Raw genomic sequence first — 17857 nt, 5'->3', positions numbered from 1 at the left:
CCTCACTATTGTCCGATGACTTTACCGCCGGCAGACTTCATGCAGTTCAATGAACAGCCTGCTTCGACTTCAACTTTAGTTCCCTCTGTACATGCTAGATAAAGCTGTTTTACCAGCCTTAATGCATCGTTTGAGGAGATATCTTTTCCGCATACTTTTTTAACTTCTGCTTGGATATCTTCGGTTTTTCCCGCGTGAGCTGGCTGAATCGCCAAAAAGGTATTGAATATTGCGATCAGCAATATCACTCTTCTCATAAGTTCTCCCTGTAATTTCCTGTTGTTTGAAAACGAGTATTTCAAAACGCTATTTTATTTCGCATTCATGCTGCAACTGTTTTGAATAATGCAAAGCAAAAACAAAAGAGCTTATTTTAAAAATCGCAAACCATCTGATGAGACGAGTAAGAGTAACAAACATGAACTGACGAGCAGGAATTAAGTCTTTAAGACCACTTCTCATATTTTGATAAATAACATTGAAGGTCTTTGCTTAAGGACCTTTGATGAACTTCACAAGGTCCTTGGGGTCTTTATCAGCTCCGACCTGTTGTCCCCGAATTACACCGTTATTATCCAGAACGGTAATGATGAACGAGTGATCAAAATATCCATCTTCAACTTTTTTATATTTAATTCCGAGAACATTGGCGATTTCCCGCAGAGATTTATCCGACTTCCCGGTGTAAAGTCTCCAGTCCGATCCAAGCTTTTTCTTTTCCATATATTTTTGCAGACTTTGAGGAGTGTCATTCTGAGGATCAAAACTGACTAAGACAAAACGCACGTCTTTTATTTCTCGCTTTTGCAGTTCTTTTTCTAATTGCTGCATTTGCGACAAAATCAGAGGACACGTGTAAGTGCAACGAGTGTAGGCCATCGAGATCACGACGGGATGTCCTTGCAGTTCGGATAGCGAGACCTCTTGCCCCGAAGTATTTAGAAATTTGGAAGAAATATTATAAATGGATTCCTCTGGGACTTCGGCAGAGGCTTTGGCCGCAGTTATCATCGCTATAGAAATTGCTATTGTTGCAAACATTATATTCAGAAGTTTCATACCCTCACTCCTTGTCTTTCACACATCGAAAACCTAAATTTTGAACTGTATATTTCGCCTGCAGGCTGCTGCGGAATGCATAGCGCATGAAGGCCGCATAGTCTGATGGATCCATACCGACGGCTCCGGAACCACAGTATAAATTTTTATCCAGCGCACTGTCCGCACGGGATTCTCCTGTGACAAGAGAAGAATTGAAGTCTTCAACCCATTCCCAGATAACCCCATGCAGATCATAGAGCCCGAACAAATTTGGCGAACCCTGCATAACCGGTCTTAGCGGCCAACGAGCGGTTTCGCCGTACCACTCCAGAATAAGAGACTGAATGCTGCCCCCCTTTTTAAAAGGGATGGTTCCTACATACTCCCACTCTTCAATGGTCGGTAAACGCTTCTGCAAGCTGTCGCAATAAGCACGGGCAGCGAACCAACTGACTTCAACCACCGGAGCATTTTTAAAATTCCCAATGCCAAAGTCATTATCCCGGTGCCAATATTCCAAATAGTTTTTATCGGCGAATATTTTCTTTACTTGGGACTTTTTCCATTCAGGATGAGACTCAGTAAAAATCAGGAACTCTTGGTTGGTTACTGCATGCTCATCCATCCAAAACGCCTTCACTTTGCGCGGAGCTTTCTCCTTCATCGCCGGCATATTAAATTCACCTTCAGGCACAAGCTTCATGCCCTGATGACCGTCGGCACGAACGTCGACAGTCATCACAAGAAGACAAATAAACAAGCACACACCCGGCAGTTTCATATCATTACTTTCCAGATCTTACGGCCTTCACTTCTTCAGCCGTTACAGACTTCTTCGAATTACCCCAAGCACTATATACATAGCTAAGAACGCTTGAGATCTCGTCATCATTCAACACCTGAGCCGGCATAACAGAATCAAATTCTTTTCCGTTCACCTTCACTTTGCCCTGCAAACCGTGCAAGACGACGCCAATGGCGCGTTTCTTATCAGCATTCAGGAAGTCGGATTTTGCAAGCGGAGGGAAGGCGCCAGGCAATCCCTGACCGTTCATCTGATGGCAAGCAAAACAAGTTGTCTCGAAAATTCGTTTCCCGTTTTTAATTCTCTCTTCCAATGTTCTAACAGGAATTTCTTCTGGGACCGCGCCGCCCACGTCTTGAATGGTAGCGCCCTCTGGAAGATAGATACCATCCGATGTTTTGCCTGAATAGATTTCTGGATTCTTTTCGCCGTCAACTTTGATCATTGCCAGAGCCCCTTTGTTGAAGGCTCTTGTGATAGAGTGATCGACCATAATGAAAGTTCCAGGACCTTTGGGTTTAAATTCTACGATCGAAGATCCTCCAGCAGGAATCAAAGTCGTTTGAACATTTTCGTTCACTAGCTTTCCGCCTTCGACATAGACCTTATCGAAGATTTGACCAATAACGTGGAAAGAAGAAACCATATTCGGTCCTCCGTTTCCGACGAATAGGCGAATGGATTCGCCAGCTTTTGTTTTCAAAGCTTTATCACCGATAAGAGCTCCGACACTGCCATTGAAAACAACGTAATCAGGCTTTTCATCAACAGCCTTTTGCATGCTAAAAGGTTGCAAACCAGGGGCGCCATTTTTTCCTTTTGTATAGAAATCCCCTTGCATCACATAAAATTCATGATCCACTTTGGGAAGAGCCTCTTTCGGCTGAACATAAATCAAACCGTACATACCATTGGCGATATGCATGCCTACTGGAGCCGTTGCACAGTGATAGACAAATAATCCCGAACTCAAAGCTCTAAAACTGAAAGTGGAACTGTGTCCTGGAGCTGTAAAGGAACCTTCCGCACCACCGCCTTGCCCTGTCACTGCGTGAAGGTCGATATTATGTGGCAGCTTGTTGGAGGGATGATTCATAAGATGAAACTCAACAAGATCCCCTTCACGAATTCGAATGAACTTTCCAGGTACTTTGCCACCGAAGGTCCAAAAGTTATACTCTACTCCGTCCGCAAGACGCATTTTCACTTCGCGGGTTTCAAGTTGTACGATGACCTTTGTAGGATGATTGCGTGTAATAGGCGGCGGGACCTCAGGTGCGTCTGTCAGGACGGCTTTCTCCTCACCTTGGATCTTGTCATCAGCTAATGCATAAGCAATAGAGAATAAAACTGTCATCGCCATGAAAATCTTTACTGCTGCAGACTTCATAAGTTCGCTCCTTATTTCCCGAGTTTCTACAGTCTTAGATTAAAACCCTTCCTCATATGAAAATATGATCAGGATCACGAAATGCTCTTTTTGCCTTTGATTTAAGGCGCCTTCCATCTAGGCCTCCCCGATGGAGATTCCAATTTGATACGTTCGTCCCCACTCCGATCGAAGAAATTATGGTATGGTTGTAAAAAAGAGGGAAGGGCTATGCTTAAGACACAAATTCAAGGACCTCCTACCGCAAACTGTCCCATCTGCTCCACTCAAGAGGCGAAGGTCGCTGATGAAATTTTGGAGATCCTGATAAAAAAGGAGTTCAAGAAGGGAACTCAAATATTTGGCCAGGATGAGGTGGCTCACGGAATTTTTCTTCTTGCGAAAGGCTCCGTCAAAATTTACCGATTGTCTGCCAACGGCAAAGAAATCCTGTTGGACATTCTTCACCCCGGTAGCACCTTCGGAGAAAACAGTCTCTTTGGGGCAGAGAAATATTCTGACAGCGCTGTCGCTAATGTGGCTTGTGAAGTCTTCTATATACCTAAGATGCATTTTAAGCCGATACTTTCAAAGCATCCCGAGCTCGCACAATCCGTCATTAAAAGCATTTGTCTGTGGATGGACAAACTGAATGCCATCATTGAAAACATCAACTCACCTTCGGCACGTGAACGGGTCTGCAATTATTTAAAACGCCTTCGCGATGACCAAAGCGCCTCTCTTATCCACCTCACTGGAAAGAAGCATGAAGTAGCTCTCATGTTGGGTCTGCGTCCCGAAACTTTTTCAAGAGTTCTCAGTGATTTAGAATCAGAAGATCTTATAAAAATGAATCACAAGCAGATCCAAATTCTGAAACAAGATTTTTAAATTTCCATTCCGGAACGAGCAAAGCAAGATTGATGTAGATCACGGTCTTTACTCGTTCCCGCTGCATTTAGTGTTGCAGATCACTGAAAGCCACAATACTTAGTGCACCCGCGAGCGCCTCCTGCTTAATCTTTTGAAAGAAGCAGGATCGAGGTGCCTCGTGAAAATTTACAAATACGACATCGTTTTTCAAGAAGTTCCTAACGAAATCAGTCTCGCCTTCTATGTGTGTGGTTGTCCCTTACGCTGCAAAGGTTGTCATTCTACTGAACTATGGAGCGAGCGCAATGGAACTTCACTGAGTATCAATTTCTATCAAGAACTTTTAAATCGCTATCAAGACAAAGCCACTTGCATTCTCTTTCTTGGCGGAGAATGGCACCCCGATACCTTACAGCTCTATTTACAAATCGCAAAAGGGCAGTCATTCAAAACAGCCCTTTATACAGGACTCGACGATATCACGCAGAACATACGTGCTCAGCTGGACTATCTAAAACTTAGCCCTTGGATCGCAGAAATGGGAGGACTTAGCTCCCCCACCACCAATCAAGTTTTCTGGGATCTCCGCACGGGAAAAAAATTAAATCATCTATTTTTAAATCAACATGAATAAGGAGGACATCATGTTCATGCAACTGACAGAGCAACAACTTCAAAAGAAAATGGATTTTATCAACCACTACATTTCTTCAAAGAATGCAGCCGACGGCTCAAAGCTTGACGCTAATGCCAACGTAACCCACAAAAATATTGCGACCCTGGAAGCAGAAATCAACAAGGATATCAATATTCAGATCAATCGCAGATTGATCGCTAAAAAAATTGGTGATCTCTTCGGACAAGATCTGGCTGACGAATACCTCAGACAAATTGAGGCTCACGAGATCTATGTTCACGATGAAACCTCCTTGAAGCCTTATTGTGCCTCCATTTCAATGTATCCACTCTTACTTAATGGCTTGGTAAGTTTAGGAGGAGAGTCCAAAGCTCCCCGACATCTTGAAAGTTTTTGCGGCTCTTTCATTAACATGGTCTTCGCCATCTCTTCTCAATTTGCTGGTGCCATCGCTACGGTCGAGTTCATCATGTATTTCGATCACTTCGCACGAAAGGATTTTGGCGCGAACTATTTGACGACTGCACGCAAAAGAATCGAAAACCACCTGCAACATGTGGTCTACGCCATCAATCAGCCAGCAGCGGCACGCGGCTATCAATCCGTATTTTGGAATATTTCCTTGTATGACAGATACTATTTTAAATCTCTCTTTCAGGATTTTGTCTTTCCTGACGGAGAACGCCCTCAATGGGACAGCATTGAAGAACTTCAGGAATTCTTTCTTAGTTGGTTTAATGAAGAAAGAAAAAAATCTATTTTGACCTTTCCGGTGGTCACCGCAGCCATGCTTGTTGAAAACAAGACTCCAAAAGATCTTCGCTTCCACAAAATGTGTGCTGAACAGTTGAGCCAAGGCAACTCTTTCTTCATGTATATGAGTGAATCTGCCGACAGCCTGGCGAGCTGTTGCAGATTGCGCAATGAAATTTCCGATAACACTTTCAGTTACTCACTGGGGGCCGGCGGTGTCTCCACAGGATCTATCAACGTCATAACTATTAACATGAACAGATTGGTGCAAACCAACATTTCACTGGGCGAGCAGGTCCGCAAAATTCACAAATACCAAGTCGCTTATCGCCGCTTAATGGAGGATTATGAAGCCGCGGGACTTCTGACAGCATACTCAGCTGGCTATATTCAACTGAAAAAGCAATTTCTTACCATCGGAATCAACGGCATGGTTGAAGCGGCTGAATCCCAAGGTCTTCGCGTTGCCGACACCTCTGAATACAAACAGTTTGTTCAGGAAAAATTAAAAATTATTTTTGATCTGAACAGAGAAGCCCGTGAACAATACCATTATATGTTCAATACCGAATTCGTCCCCGCAGAAAACCTGGGGGTTAAAAATGCCAGCTGGGATCGCCAAGACGGTCTTTTCAGCCCCAGAGATTGCTATAATTCTTATTTTTATATCGTCGAAGATGACTCTGTAAATGCCCTCGATAAAATGGTCTTGCACGGAGAAGCAATGATGAAATATCTCGACGGCGGCTCAGCTCTTCACTTGAATCTTGAAGAAAAGCTAACCACAGAAGGTTATTTCCGCTTGATCCACGCTGCCGCCATCACCGGCTGCAATTACTGGTGCGTCAATGTCAAAATCACCCTTTGCAATGAGTGCGAACATATCGACAAACGAACGCTTTATCACTGTGCAAAGTGCGGTACAGATAACGTCGATCATGGAACACGGGTGATTGGATATCTAAAGAGAATTTCAGCATTCAGCTCGGCTCGACAAAAGGAAGAATCCAAAAGATTTTATCATCGAAATGAGCGATCAGAAACTCGCAGAGCACTTGAAACAGTAGAGATGGAGGCCTAAGGGCCTCCCCTTAAAATTCTAGGAACGAATACCATCGCCCACAAAGCAACGGCTACACACCAGACCGTGGCGGCATAGGCAAGATGACTCAGATAAACCGCAGGAATAAATCCAGCACTCAATCTTGTCAAAGCCGCCGCAAATACAAGTCCGATGACCGTGGGAATCACTTTAGATTTAGATTCCAAAACCAAACCATGATTTCCATGAGATAAAATCACTCTCACTGCAATCATAAATGTCATAAGCCCTAAGCCACCGATGAAAAATACGTGCAAGAAATGAATTCGATACATCGACCAAAGGCTTCCCCATAAGCCGATCAACATCAACCACGCTGAAATAATCAATCCCCAAGCCAAGCGCGTACGCTTCACCGGAAGAACATGAATTTTCCAGTAAGAAAGCATGACAAATAAAACCACGGCACTTCTAAGAAGAAGCCCGCTGTTCAAATCGACAAAGGCCTCTATCAGATAAGACAGCGCAAACCCAAACATCAAAATAAAAAACGGACGCAACCTTAAAGAAGGTGTTGCCGCTTGCGCTTGATTCGGCAAGGCGGAATGTCCAAGAAGGGCTGGCACCAAACGACTTCCGACTCCAACAATCAAACTTAGAATATAACCTTGCAAGTAGAGGGATCTTACAAAATGGAAGACCTGATCAGGAAGTTGGAAAAACTCTTCAGTGAGCATACCCAAAGATCCCAACAAGCCCATGCCCAAACCAAGCCCGATAAAAACAAAGGGAGCTGGAGGATTCTGCGTGCGTCTTACAAAACGTCTTAGAAAGTAAGCAATCAAAGTAACAAAGGTCACAGCACTGCCGAGATAGAAGATCTTGGCATTAAATAACAATGAAGACGCAATTAAAAATAAATTGAGGAAAATACTCCAAGCCATTTCACAGGAGGTCATTGGAAAACTTCCCGTAAATTTAGGAGCCGCCGTCATCAGAAATCCGCAAACGAACGACAGCAAAAACCCACCCATCATCAATGCCGGATGGGCCACGACAGGATAGGGCCCTTGATGCAGATAAAAAAGAATCCACACCCCAGCACCCCACAACCCAAGTAGAACACCAGTTAGAAAGAAAATGCGATATGGCTCAAATGTTGGGAGTTTCATAATCCTAATCTCCTAGGTTGAGGTTAATTTAAAACGTCCCTTTCTTTTTAAACTTGATCCAGATCAAGTTCTTTCACAATGAAGTTGGAATCCTTCCAACCCTTCTATTAACTGAAGATACCACGAATAGCACTTGCCAAACATAAGGAGATCTCATGCACCCTACAGAGTTGAAACTCAGCAGTCTGCCGGCTTTTGAGACCTGCCCTCTTGAAGCTCTCTTGGAACTTCAAGAGAAGTCCGATTTTGTAACCTATAAGCCACGAGCAGTTATTGCAGAGAAAAAGCACGCCGCCGACTTCGTGTTTGTGATCCTATTTGGTACAATCAAATTGCAACAAAAATTAAATCCTGCCGAGACTGTCATCTATCATTTTCTTTCCCGTGGAGATATCTTTGGTGCTTCTATCGAAAACAGTTCATCTGGCACTTACCTGAGTGATGCCGTGGCCGTTGATCACTGCGGACTCCTGAAAATTCCGACCTTGGATTTTCATAAGACTCTTCATAGACACAACTCTATTATGAAGGCGTTGTGGACACAGATGTCCATGCATCTCTCAGATCTGCAATTGGATCATGCCTTTCAAAAAAAGACCGTCCCTCATCGCATTGCCGAATTTTTATTACGCATGCACCAACGGCAAGCACCTATTTACGGCAATAAAATCAAAATTCCCCTCTCACGTCGGGATATCGCTGCCAAGATCGGTTCGAAACCAGAGACCGTCGCTCGGGTTTTAAGTGACTGGACCCGCAAGGGTTGGATTCACACCCAGGATAAATTTCTTGAACTCCTCGATTTAGAAAGCTTAAGGGCGGTAAGATGAAGAATCTCTTGGATGAACTTGAGCAGGAACATATTTGGATCGAGAAGGAAATAGCCGAGCTTCAAAATGCTCCTCTTGATAAAACTCAATTCTTAAAATTTTTAAATTTCGTTGAGACTCATCATGAAAAAGAGGAAAAGCAACTCTTTCCATGGATCGCCGAACAAACCTGGCTTACCCAGGGAGGACCGAAATGCACTTATTTTATGGGACTACGATTGGACTTCAATCATTCGGCTGCAGTACAAACCGCTTTGAAGCGGTTTGTACTCTCGTATCCAGATTTTAAATTTAATGATCCGGAATATTTCACGTGGCTTCAGTCAAGCAGCCCGCTCAGCATTCCGATGGAAGAGCATCAATTAAGCAGTCGGCTCAAAGAATGTCTTCTTTATATTTTAGATTGTGATCCGCAGCAGATGACAGAGGATCAGTCCTTGGGAAAAAAACTTTTAGATAATTATGTCGATCTTTTAAAAATTCATCTCGTTAAGGAAAGAGACTGTCTCTTTGTTCTCTGTCGACAGAAAACTCAGCTTTGACTTCAATCGAATCCGGCACCCAGTGCCGTCACTTCTAGTCACAGCATCCGCAACAACCTTCGACTTTATTTTTGATAAAGCGAACCTGCCATTCTGTAGGTCCCTTTGCCAGATACTCAATACCCAATTGAGGGCCGTGAATATCCTGCATCTGTCGAATCAACGGAATGGGATCGTGAGTATTAATAATGACTAAAGCTTCACCTGGTTCAAGATTTTCGAAGCTTTGTAAAATAAAGGAATGCCTTTGCGGCCCGGGGATCTCTTGGGCGCGGATTGCAAATTCTTTCATAAGTCCTCCTCCAAGAAATGTACCTAGCTGGTAGAAGGAAATCCTTGATCACGATCAAGAACAGAAGTTTCTTGAGAGTATTTCAATAAAAAAGGCCCTTGGATACCAAGGGCCTTATTAAGTCAGGAAACGAAAACTGACCTAATTAGAAATCCAATCTCATATTTGCGTAACCAGTTTGGATCTTTCTATCCGAGTCTTTGTTTGCACCAAGACCTGTCGGAGTCCACTTATACTCTTGATCCATATAACCTACACGAAGAGACAAGTTGCTTGTGAACTTCTTAGTCACGTAAAGATGGTAAGCATCACCTTTTGTACTGTAGAAACTCGTCAAATCTTCTTCATTCGCCGCATAATAGAATGAATCTTTTGATCCATTTACATACTCAGCGCCTAGGATCCAAGAACCCAATCTGTAGCGAGTAGAAAGCAACAACACGCCGCCATTCATTGAATCATCCGCAGCTGCCGTTCCAAATCCCATGCCATACATAGAGCCGTGAGATTTCAAGTTAGACAGTAAATAAGATGCAGACAAATCCCAACCTGTGTGCGCGATACCGTTGAACTCAGTCGCGATAGTTGTACCACCAACGCTCAAGTTCAGAGATGATGCACCACCTGCCGCACCACCTGATGTATAAGCTGGATTTGGATAATACAAAGAACCTGTTTGGAAATACATCAACACCAAACCAAAGTTATCCATACCCCACTTGTTGTCGTTAGAGTAATCAATCATCGCAGCTGTTGTATCAACTTGCGTGTTCAATTTCTCTCCAAGCTGATTTGTTACTCCAGAAACATAGCCGTCAGTTCCCACATTGTATTGAGAAAACGGAGTATAAATCACACGCGCTGCCAACTTATGATCTGTCGGCATGTATTCATCAGCTTTGTAAGTCAAAGCGAAACCATCCAAGACAGAGTCATAGCTCAATTGAGGGTATGTACCCATTCTTGCGCGACCGTCTTTGTAGTTTTCCGGCTGACCGTCAACAGTCGGCAAGCGACCAATTGACAAGGTAAAGTTTGTATCTGGGATCATCAAATCTACGTAAGCTTTTTCCAAGAAGACCGCTGAACTTCTGTAATCACTTGGCGCCGTCAAGTCGTTACCACCAACATCCGTACTTGCATAACCCTGCTGATAGAAAGAGTTAAACTGCTTAGTTGCCGTTAAGCGAGAATAGAATTTGATATACTTAGAAACATTCGCATCAATTTCCAATTGAAATTTCATGCGCATATAGCTTTCGCCCTTACGATCAACAACTGCGCTTTGTCCCAAGTTATCAGTCGCTGGAGAATTTTGCTCAAGTTTGATCAAATCATCCCAACGAGTTTGGAAAGTACCAGAGAAGCTGAAAATATTAAGCGATTGATTCGCTTCCAATTCAGAAACACGTTCTTCCAAAGATTTAGTTTGTGCAAAAGCTTGCGGTGCCATCAAAGCACCAGCTACCAATACTGCAGAAATTTTTTTAAAATTATTTTTCATGTGTGTTCTCTCCAAAAAAAATTATTGTCCAACAACCGCGCCAGAGTTCTCTTTAAGACATGGAACTTTACATCCATCCACATCTACTTTGTCGCCTGGGACACAAGAGAGAAATAAACCCTTCACGAGACGAAGAGCTTCGTCATTAGGGATATCTTTTGAACAAGCTTTTTTAACTGCTACTTGAACAGCCTCGACTTTTCCTTCCGCGAATGCTCTTCCAGAAATCAAAATCAAACATGACAGAGTCAACAAGACCCAGTTCTTCATAAACACGTCCTCCATGAACTTTTGATAAAGAGAGACTGAGGGGGCCTTAGGAATTAAGCAATAAATCTTAACAATATATGACTAAGGTCAGGATCTTTCGCCAGACATATGTCCTGAGTCCGTTCAGATGGCCGCGAGGCTAGACCTGGAGTTGGATAAATTTCCGATATTTTAGAGCTTTTTAAAGTTTGTTAATTTTTAACCGAAAGGTACTACGCAACTTAAAGGAGTTCACGTGTTCAAAAAATTCGGAATTGGTAAGGCTCTTTTTATTTTCAATTGCGTATGTGCGCTCTTCATCGTGTTCGTTGGAACTGCATTTTTTTACACGAGCAGGACTGCTCTGGATTCAGTTTTAAAAGCGAGCGATCACGGAATTACGAATCTACAAAGACAGAGTGCCTTAATCAAATCTATGGCGCTTGTTCATTCAAATATTCTTCCGCTTGCAGCGGATCAAGACAAAGACTCGCGCGACATTCGCGTTGAACTGGTTGGCGGATTCTGGAAAGAGTTAAAAACTCTAGTTTCCAAATGCGGCGATCAATGCAAACCGATCGAAGGTGATTTAGCAAAGTATGAAAAAACTTGGAGTGATGTTCAAGCCAAGCTTGCGAAAAATGACCTTCCATCTGCTTCGAATTTAATTCTCAATAATTTGAATCCAATCTCTGAATCTGTATTTGATAAGCTTGATAAAATTGCCTCTGAAGCTAACAAGGCGACAACTCAAATGTTGAATCAAGCTCAAACAGATAGCGCCAAGAAAGAAAATTTATTGATTGGCCTGATCGCCGCTTTGGTTGTTTCGATCATGGGTCTTGGCTTCATTTTCCAAAAGAAACTAGTCAATGCTTTGCAAGCTGTGGTTGAACGAGTTCATCACTCAGTTGTCGAAACGAACTCCAAGTCCATTAACATCTCAAGCTCGAATGAAAAGCTGTCTCAATCTTCTACGACTCAAGCAGCTTCCATTGAAGAAACTGTCGCCTCTATCGAAGAAATGTCGAGCATGATCCAAAGAAGTGCAGAAAGTGCCCGTTTAGCTGCCGACCTTTCCAGCCAAAGCTCTGATGCGGCCACAAATGGTGGCCGAGAGATCGAGACTTTGATCACATCAATGAAAGAGATCTACTCCGGTTCTAAAAAAATCGGTGAGATCATCGCTGTGATCGACGACATCGCTTTCCAAACAAATCTTCTAGCCCTGAACGCCGCTGTCGAAGCCGCCCGTGCAGGTGAGCAAGGTAAAGGTTTTGCTGTCGTAGCGGATGCTGTTCGCACTCTGGCCCAAAGATCAGCGGACTCTGCGAAAGAGATCCATGCTTTGATTAAAGCCAGCGTTGATCAAGCAGAGCGCGGAACTCGAGTTGCCGATAACTCAGGTGAAGCACTCAATAAAATCATAAGTTCTATTCAAAAGGTTTCTTCATTAAACGTGGAAATCGCAAGCGCCTGCCAAGAGCAAGCACAGGGAATCAAACAGCTAAGCCAGGCGATGAATGCCATCGACAAAACAACTCAAACGAATGCATCTGTAGCAGAAGATCTTTCGCAATCATCAGCAGTGTTATTGCAAGAAGCTCAATCTTTGGGCTCAGCAACGAACGAACTAAATTTGATGTTGAAGGGTCACAAAGCCGCAAATGAACATCTTGAAGAGCAAAAAGACGCCGCTTAGAAAGTCTCGATTTGAGGTTTGAAAAACCTGGGTTCTATCGGATTAGGATCGTTATTAGAAATAAAAAAAGGGAGCTGAAACAGCTCCCTTTTTCCATTCCAGATCCACTGTGAAGTGAACCCCAAAACGCTTGTTTGAACTCCGGCTCTGCCAGAGTGAGAATTAACGTTTTGAGTATTGGAATCTGCGACGTGCACCGGCTTTACCGTATTTTTTACGTTCAACCATGCGTGGGTCACGAGTGATGAAGCCAGCTTTTTTCAAAGTAGCTTTGAATTCAGAATTGAAAGCGATCAAAGCGCGAGTGATACCCAAACGGATCGCACCAGCTTGACCAGACTCACCGCCACCAGCAACAGTGATTTTCGCATCAAACTTACCAATTTGGTTCAACAAATCTAGAGGTTGTACGATAACCATGCGTGATTGCATACGAGTCAAATAATCGTCAGCTTTTTTGCCGTTGATTGTGATGTTGCCTTTACCAGGCTTCAAGAAAACACGTGCAGATGACGTTTTTCTTCTTCCAGTAGCATAAAAGAATTTTTCAGTTGCTGCCATTGTCTACCTTCCCGATTACTTCTTAGTTGGAAGAGTTAGAAGTTGAGGCTTTTGAGCAGCATGAGGATGCTCAGCACCAGTGTATGTCTTCATTTTCATGATGATGTGACGAGAAAGCTTGTTTGTTGGAAGCATTCCGCGAACAGCTTCGTGAATGATGAACGTTGAATCGTTCTCTTTCGCTTGAGCTGCTGTCATTTCTTTCAAAGAACCGAAGAAACGAGAGTGACTGTAGTATTTTTTGTCATCCCATTTAGTTCCTGAAAGTTCCATCTTGTCCGTGTTGATAACGATAACGAAATCGCCAGTATCAACGTTTGGAGTGAAGATTGCTTTGTTTTTACCGCGAAGGATATTCGCTACGTGAGTCGCAACACGACCAACCTTTTGGTCAGCGGCATCAACGATCCACCATTTTCTTTCAACTTCATCTGCTTTTGCATTGAAAGTTTTCATTGAGAGTCTCCAGTTTCTATTGAATGACCGGTTTTACCGTCCGTTCATTCGGCAAAAATATGTTTGAGTTTAACAACGGGCTCTTACACTATTTTGCGGGAAGGGATGTTTTAAAGTTCTAGGCACCTGTTGTCAAGGTCCTGAGGATAATAAACCCTCATCAAATAAAGACCCTGAGCCGGAGCTGGCGGACCCGCTTTTTTGCGGTCCTGAGCGTGGATAATCTCCTGCATTTTAGAGGGGTCTAAGCCCTTTCGCTCCAGCATAAGCGAGGTTCCTACGATATTACGAACCATCTGTTTCAGGAATCCATCGCCAGTGACAGTGAACTGCAAAACCCCAGGTTTGCGCCACTCCCAGTCTGCACGGAAGATCTCGCGGATGGTGTCTTTGACCGGTGTTCCTACCGATTGAAAGCTCTTAAAGTCATGATTTCCCACAAGAAATTTAGAACTTGCGTGAAGATGATCGATGTTAATTGGTAAACGCACCCACTCGGCATAGCGGTTTAAATGAGCGCTCGGGCGAGGGCGATTGAGGATCAGATATCTATATGTCTTGTGAGTTGCCGACAAAGTCGCATGGAAATCCTCGGGAGCAATCCAGGCTTTTTTTACAACCACCGATGGCGGCAAGTGAGCGTTCAAAGCCCAACACAGGTCCCACTTTTTAGCAGGATCAATGTGGCGCTGCGTAGAAAAGTGGCAAACTTGGTTCAAAGCATGAACCCCAGCATCGGTACGACCTGAAGCAAACAAGACAATCTTTTCATTAAAGACCTTCGCCAGCGCCTCTTCAATAACCTGAGCCACAGAAACCTGATCCTCAGGCTTCTGCTTCTGCCACCCACAAAACCCGGTGCCATCATAAGAAACAGTAAATCGAACTTTCGTCATCGCAACGGGTGTACCACACCAAAAAGGTGTCTGCCACTTTTTTGGGTCTACAGCGCGTTATTTCAGAGGTGAAGACAAGGAGTCTTCGAAATGTATTCTGGCGTGATTGACTCGCCGGACTCGTGAGGTACGCTCATCTCCGGCGCCAGCAAGAAGCTAGAATCAAAAATTTAATTCAAAGGACATGAGGTTTTTATGAAATTAATTATCGCGTTCACAATTCTACTTATCGCTTCCATCTCTTTTGCTCAGTCCCAAGGTGAGCTTCCTTCCGCCCCGGTTTATAGTCATGGCAAAGTGAAAGTGACGATTCAAAAATCTAGGATCGTTCGCACGGGTGATCGTTTCGACTCTGTTGAAGAGAATATCTGTACAAAAGAGTTAGACATTAACGTTTGGGACATTCGTCAACCTGAGGGACAATGGGGGACTTCGGGTGTTACATGCAAGACTCAATATGAAAACAAAAATATCGAGGCCATCGTAAATTTTCAAGCAGCCATAGAAATGGTCAACCTGCACGGAGAAGCTGAAAAAACCCCCGTGTTTTCCCTTATGGGAGTAATTGTGCTTGCCGATTCAGATGCACAGAACTCACCAACTAAATCCTTTTCTTTCGTAACACTTTCAAAAGACCTTAATACAAAGAGCATCGTTAACGTTGCAGGCCCAGAACAAAGTGTTGTTTGCGACCCTACCCAAAACTCATCCCAATCGAAAAATTGCACGATCACCAATCCTGAAGTTATTAACGCTACCGTTGAATTTATAGGTCAATAATGAAAAACCCATTCATTATTACTCTTTTTCTTCTTGTCGCAGCGTTATCTGCACAAGCTGTGTCTCGAATTGGCGGCGGAAAAATACAAAGTGTGAGATCTGGCTTTGAAATGAACATTAGCGGTCTATTCAAAATCGCCGATATTCAAAATGACTCCGTTCGCTGCTTGGGACCTGTCTCTATAATTCAAAGAGGCCTGACTTCTAGCATGGGAACTCAGTTCTTTGAGATTTCTGAGTTCTCCAATGAATTTGCAGATGCGACCTCTTTATCTGCAGAGAAAATCGTCGCCCGTTTTGAAAAAAGTGGGTGGAAGAAGATTTCGTCACCATCCTGTCAGGTCGTGATGAAACTTCACACAAATGGCGCGATTGCTTATCTCGCTACATGGGGTTCGGGTAAAGGCTTTGTCATGAAAGGCACGCCGACAGCACAAACAGAGCAAGTGATGCGCGAAGCACTCACCTCACTGACTATAAGTGGAGGTTGCTCATGGAAGTAGTTCCTGAAAAAACAAAAAATCCATATCCCGAAATCGCGCGGTACTCTTGCTACCGCGTCTTCTTGCGTGATTTTTTTGATTATAAAAAATCTTTGCGCGCTGGATTTTCCTATCGTCAGTTCGCAAGCCTTGTGGGATTAAAAAGTCCGAACTATTTGCAGCTCGTGATTCAAGACAAAAGAAATCTGACAGAAACTACAGCCCGTCGCCTTGCTGAAGCTTTGCGCCTAAATGCAAAAGAAGTAAATTACTTCGAAGCATTGGTGCGCTTGCAAAATGCAGAAAACCAAGAGGCCTTGGTCAAAGCACAAAAACATTTGCATGCATGTCTTAAAAAACTTCTTACGAATTTTGTGCAGCTAGATGGTTCCGAGATCTTAGCCAAGTGGTACTTTATGCCTATTCGCGAGCTGGCTTTGCTTCAAGGCTTCGAACCCAGTGGCGAATATATTGCGGCTCAATTACAAAACATCATATCGTCTGAAGAAGCTGAAGATGCTTTGAAGTTTTTGTTAGCAAGCGGATATTTAAAACAAGAAGGCTCACGCTTTCTGCAAACTGAACCCGTACTTGATACAGGATTGGATATTTTCAACCACAGTTTCATGCAGGAATATCACGCGCAAGTTTTGAAAGTTTGGTCTCAACACATCGACAAATTAGGGTTCGAAAATCAAGAGCTGGGCTTGCTCAACATTCCCGTTCCCAGAAATAAACTGCCCGAGCTGCAGGAAAAGATCCGCCAATTCCAAGATGAAATTATCGGTTGGAGCCAGACATTGGAAAGCCACGAAGAGCTTGTTCAGATGGGAACTTATCTAATGCATTTTCAAAATAAAAAATAGCCGTCGAAATTCGGACGATTATCTCTGTAGAAAGCCGATAGAACAGAAAATCACTCTATTAACGCATTGTAGACCCAAAAAAATGGCAGGCACCTTTTAGTAATCGACGCCGATGCCGAGGGAGATTACTCCCGTTGTGAAGTCCAATTGGTCGTTGAATGTTTTCATGTAGCGGAACTCTGCTGTGAGCCATAGGTTGGCGATGTCGTATTCATTGCGCAAGGTGAAGGCCGTGTCTTTACTGATAGAAGAGATGCTGAACATTGCACCCGCAGCTCCGTAAACTCCGGGTGTGCCTGTGCCGTGTGGACTTGAGTCATCATCACGAAGTTCCGCCACAGGAATGTACATTCCTCCGCCGGAGACATAAGGAACAAACCACTGTCTATCAGCATATTGGAAACGATAGGTAAGACCTGCATCCAAAGGAATTGCCAGGAAAGTGTATTTCTCTTTTGCTTCTTGGCCATCTACAGAGCAGCCATTACATGAGAAGCGACCGTTACCTTGGGCATACAACAAGCCCATTCCAAATTGACCGATGATTTGCGGAATTGATTTGAACGGTCTCATCTCGTAGTCGAAAAGGAAAATAGGAACCGGAGCTCCTTGATACATCATCGTGAACGTCACTCCGTTCGAACCAGTGATCTTCGGTGCATCTGTCATGGAACCCACACGGAAAGTTCCCGTTGTGCTGTATCCGGTTTTTTCAGATGTCTTGTAAACGTAGGTGCCATCCGGCTCAATACGCAATAAGCCCTTAGCGGCCTGCGGATGATGAATATACTCAACGCCACCTTTTGGTGATTGGCGAACCGTGTCTTCAGCTTTCGGCGCATAATAGGGAGCCACTTGTGTTGGTGCTTCCTCAGCAGGAATCACCGCGGGCTGTTCTTTTGCGGATTGTTTTTCCGGCTCGACAGGAATGACGTTGCTCTCGATTTCAGCTTTGCCACCAGCCTCGGGAACATTTTCATTCAAGTTTACAGGACCTGATTGTTC

General features: G+C 43.7%; 21 protein-coding genes. 9 read left to right on the top strand and 12 right to left on the bottom strand.

Translation table 11 applies throughout. From position 1 onward, the window contains the following. Positions 1-5 precede the first annotated feature (5 nt). The 4 genes from VF412_RS11440 to nirK all read right to left on the bottom strand — a co-directional run bounded on the left by VF412_RS11440 (position 6) and on the right by nirK (position 3209). Positions 6-257 carry a hypothetical protein gene (locus VF412_RS11440; RefSeq protein ID WP_331339378.1) on the bottom strand — a complete coding sequence of 84 codons (252 nt, stop codon included), beginning with the start codon at positions 255-257 and terminating at the stop codon, positions 6-8. A gap of 235 nt (positions 258-492) precedes the next feature. Then, positions 493-1059, bottom strand: coding sequence for an SCO family protein (locus VF412_RS11435; protein ID WP_331339377.1), 567 nt, complete (start codon positions 1057-1059; stop codon positions 493-495). A gap of 4 nt (positions 1060-1063) precedes the next feature. Continuing rightward, positions 1064-1822, bottom strand: coding sequence for a formylglycine-generating enzyme family protein (locus VF412_RS11430; protein ID WP_331339376.1), 759 nt, complete (start codon positions 1820-1822; stop codon positions 1064-1066). A gap of 4 nt (positions 1823-1826) precedes the next feature. Further along, positions 1827-3209 carry a copper-containing nitrite reductase gene (nirK, locus tag VF412_RS11425; protein WP_414640840.1) on the bottom strand — a complete coding sequence of 461 codons (1383 nt, stop codon included), beginning with the start codon at positions 3207-3209 and terminating at the stop codon, positions 1827-1829. Between the two features lie 237 nt (positions 3210-3446). Here nirK and VF412_RS11420 point away from each other — a divergent pair, with 237 nt between their 5' ends. The 3 genes from VF412_RS11420 to nrdD all read left to right on the top strand — a co-directional run bounded on the left by VF412_RS11420 (position 3447) and on the right by nrdD (position 6559). Then, entirely contained in the window at positions 3447-4106 is a 660-nt protein-coding gene (locus VF412_RS11420) for a Crp/Fnr family transcriptional regulator (RefSeq protein ID WP_331339374.1), read from the top strand. 160 nt (positions 4107-4266) lie between these two features. Beyond that, on the top strand, positions 4267-4722 hold the full coding sequence (gene nrdG, locus VF412_RS11415) for an anaerobic ribonucleoside-triphosphate reductase activating protein (protein WP_331339373.1): 456 nt from the start codon (positions 4267-4269) through the stop codon (positions 4720-4722). 10 nt (positions 4723-4732) lie between these two features. Next, positions 4733-6559 carry an anaerobic ribonucleoside-triphosphate reductase gene (nrdD, locus tag VF412_RS11410; protein ID WP_331339372.1) on the top strand — a complete coding sequence of 609 codons (1827 nt, stop codon included), beginning with the start codon at positions 4733-4735 and terminating at the stop codon, positions 6557-6559. On the opposite strand, the gene VF412_RS11405 is transcribed toward nrdD, so the two are convergent. Next, positions 6556-7692 (bottom strand): NnrS family protein, encoded by a 1137-nt coding sequence (locus VF412_RS11405; protein WP_331339371.1) that lies wholly within the window; start codon positions 7690-7692, stop codon positions 6556-6558. The two genes, nrdD and VF412_RS11405, sit on opposite strands and share 4 nt — an antisense overlap. Positions 7693-7847: 155 nt before the next feature. Between VF412_RS11405 and VF412_RS11400 the strand changes: the two genes are divergently transcribed. Next, positions 7848-8522, top strand: a complete 675-nt coding sequence (locus VF412_RS11400) for a Crp/Fnr family transcriptional regulator (RefSeq protein WP_331339370.1) — start codon at positions 7848-7850, stop codon at positions 8520-8522. Positions 8523-8530: 8 nt separating this feature from the next. Beyond that, a complete protein-coding gene (locus VF412_RS11395) occupies positions 8531-9064 on the top strand; it encodes a hypothetical protein (RefSeq protein WP_331339369.1) in 534 nt (177 codons plus the stop codon). Between the two features lie 34 nt (positions 9065-9098). Here the strand turns inward: VF412_RS11395 and VF412_RS11390 are convergent, their stop codons facing one another. The 3 genes from VF412_RS11390 to VF412_RS11380 form a co-directional block, all read right to left on the bottom strand. Then, positions 9099-9356, bottom strand: a complete 258-nt coding sequence (locus VF412_RS11390; protein ID WP_331339368.1) for a DUF2249 domain-containing protein — start codon at positions 9354-9356, stop codon at positions 9099-9101. Positions 9357-9501: 145 nt separating this feature from the next. Beyond that, on the bottom strand, positions 9502-10860 hold the full coding sequence (locus tag VF412_RS11385) for a DUF3373 family protein (protein ID WP_331339367.1): 1359 nt from the start codon (positions 10858-10860) through the stop codon (positions 9502-9504). Positions 10861-10881: 21 nt separating this feature from the next. Next, positions 10882-11130 carry a hypothetical protein gene (locus VF412_RS11380; protein WP_331339366.1) on the bottom strand — a complete coding sequence of 83 codons (249 nt, stop codon included), beginning with the start codon at positions 11128-11130 and terminating at the stop codon, positions 10882-10884. Positions 11131-11365: 235 nt separating this feature from the next. On the opposite strand from VF412_RS11380, the gene VF412_RS11375 reads away from it, so the two are divergent. Then, on the top strand, positions 11366-12811 hold the full coding sequence (locus VF412_RS11375) for a methyl-accepting chemotaxis protein (RefSeq protein WP_331339365.1): 1446 nt from the start codon (positions 11366-11368) through the stop codon (positions 12809-12811). A 162-nt stretch (positions 12812-12973) separates the two neighbouring features. Here VF412_RS11375 and rpsI read toward each other — a convergent pair whose 3' ends face one another. From rpsI to truA, 3 genes are all read right to left on the bottom strand, one after another. Beyond that, complete coding sequence (gene rpsI / locus VF412_RS11370) at positions 12974-13372, bottom strand: 30S ribosomal protein S9 (protein WP_331339364.1); 399 nt, start codon at positions 13370-13372, stop codon at positions 12974-12976. Positions 13373-13387: 15 nt separating this feature from the next. After that, positions 13388-13828 carry a 50S ribosomal protein L13 gene (gene rplM / locus VF412_RS11365; RefSeq protein ID WP_331339363.1) on the bottom strand — a complete coding sequence of 147 codons (441 nt, stop codon included), beginning with the start codon at positions 13826-13828 and terminating at the stop codon, positions 13388-13390. Positions 13829-13938: 110 nt separating this feature from the next. Then, the gene (truA, locus tag VF412_RS11360; RefSeq protein ID WP_331339362.1) at positions 13939-14724 is read right to left on the bottom strand and encodes a tRNA pseudouridine(38-40) synthase TruA; all 786 of its coding nucleotides are present in this window, start codon (positions 14722-14724) and stop codon (positions 13939-13941) included. 195 nt (positions 14725-14919) lie between these two features. Here truA and VF412_RS11355 point away from each other — a divergent pair, with 195 nt between their 5' ends. The 3 genes from VF412_RS11355 to VF412_RS11345 are packed head-to-tail and all read left to right on the top strand — an operon-like array spanning position 14920 to position 16852. After that, positions 14920-15504, top strand: a complete 585-nt coding sequence (locus tag VF412_RS11355; RefSeq protein ID WP_331339361.1) for a hypothetical protein — start codon at positions 14920-14922, stop codon at positions 15502-15504. Beyond that, on the top strand, positions 15504-16007 hold the full coding sequence (locus tag VF412_RS11350; RefSeq protein WP_331339360.1) for a hypothetical protein: 504 nt from the start codon (positions 15504-15506) through the stop codon (positions 16005-16007). Before VF412_RS11355 ends, VF412_RS11350 begins: the two co-directional genes overlap by 1 nt. Beyond that, complete coding sequence (locus tag VF412_RS11345; protein WP_331339359.1) at positions 15998-16852, top strand: TIGR02147 family protein; 855 nt, start codon at positions 15998-16000, stop codon at positions 16850-16852. Before VF412_RS11350 ends, VF412_RS11345 begins: the two co-directional genes overlap by 10 nt. Positions 16853-16948: 96 nt before the next feature. On the opposite strand, the gene VF412_RS11340 is transcribed toward VF412_RS11345, so the two are convergent. Further along, positions 16949-17857 (bottom strand): hypothetical protein (locus tag VF412_RS11340; protein WP_331339358.1); only part of this gene is annotated, 909 nt, incomplete at its 5' end.

The organism is Bdellovibrio sp. (assembly GCF_036384735.1).
Lineage (GTDB): Bacteria > Bdellovibrionota > Bdellovibrionia > Bdellovibrionales > Bdellovibrionaceae > Bdellovibrio.
The sequence above is the reverse complement of the archived record's forward strand: the minus strand, read 5'-3'. Positions and strand labels throughout refer to the sequence as shown.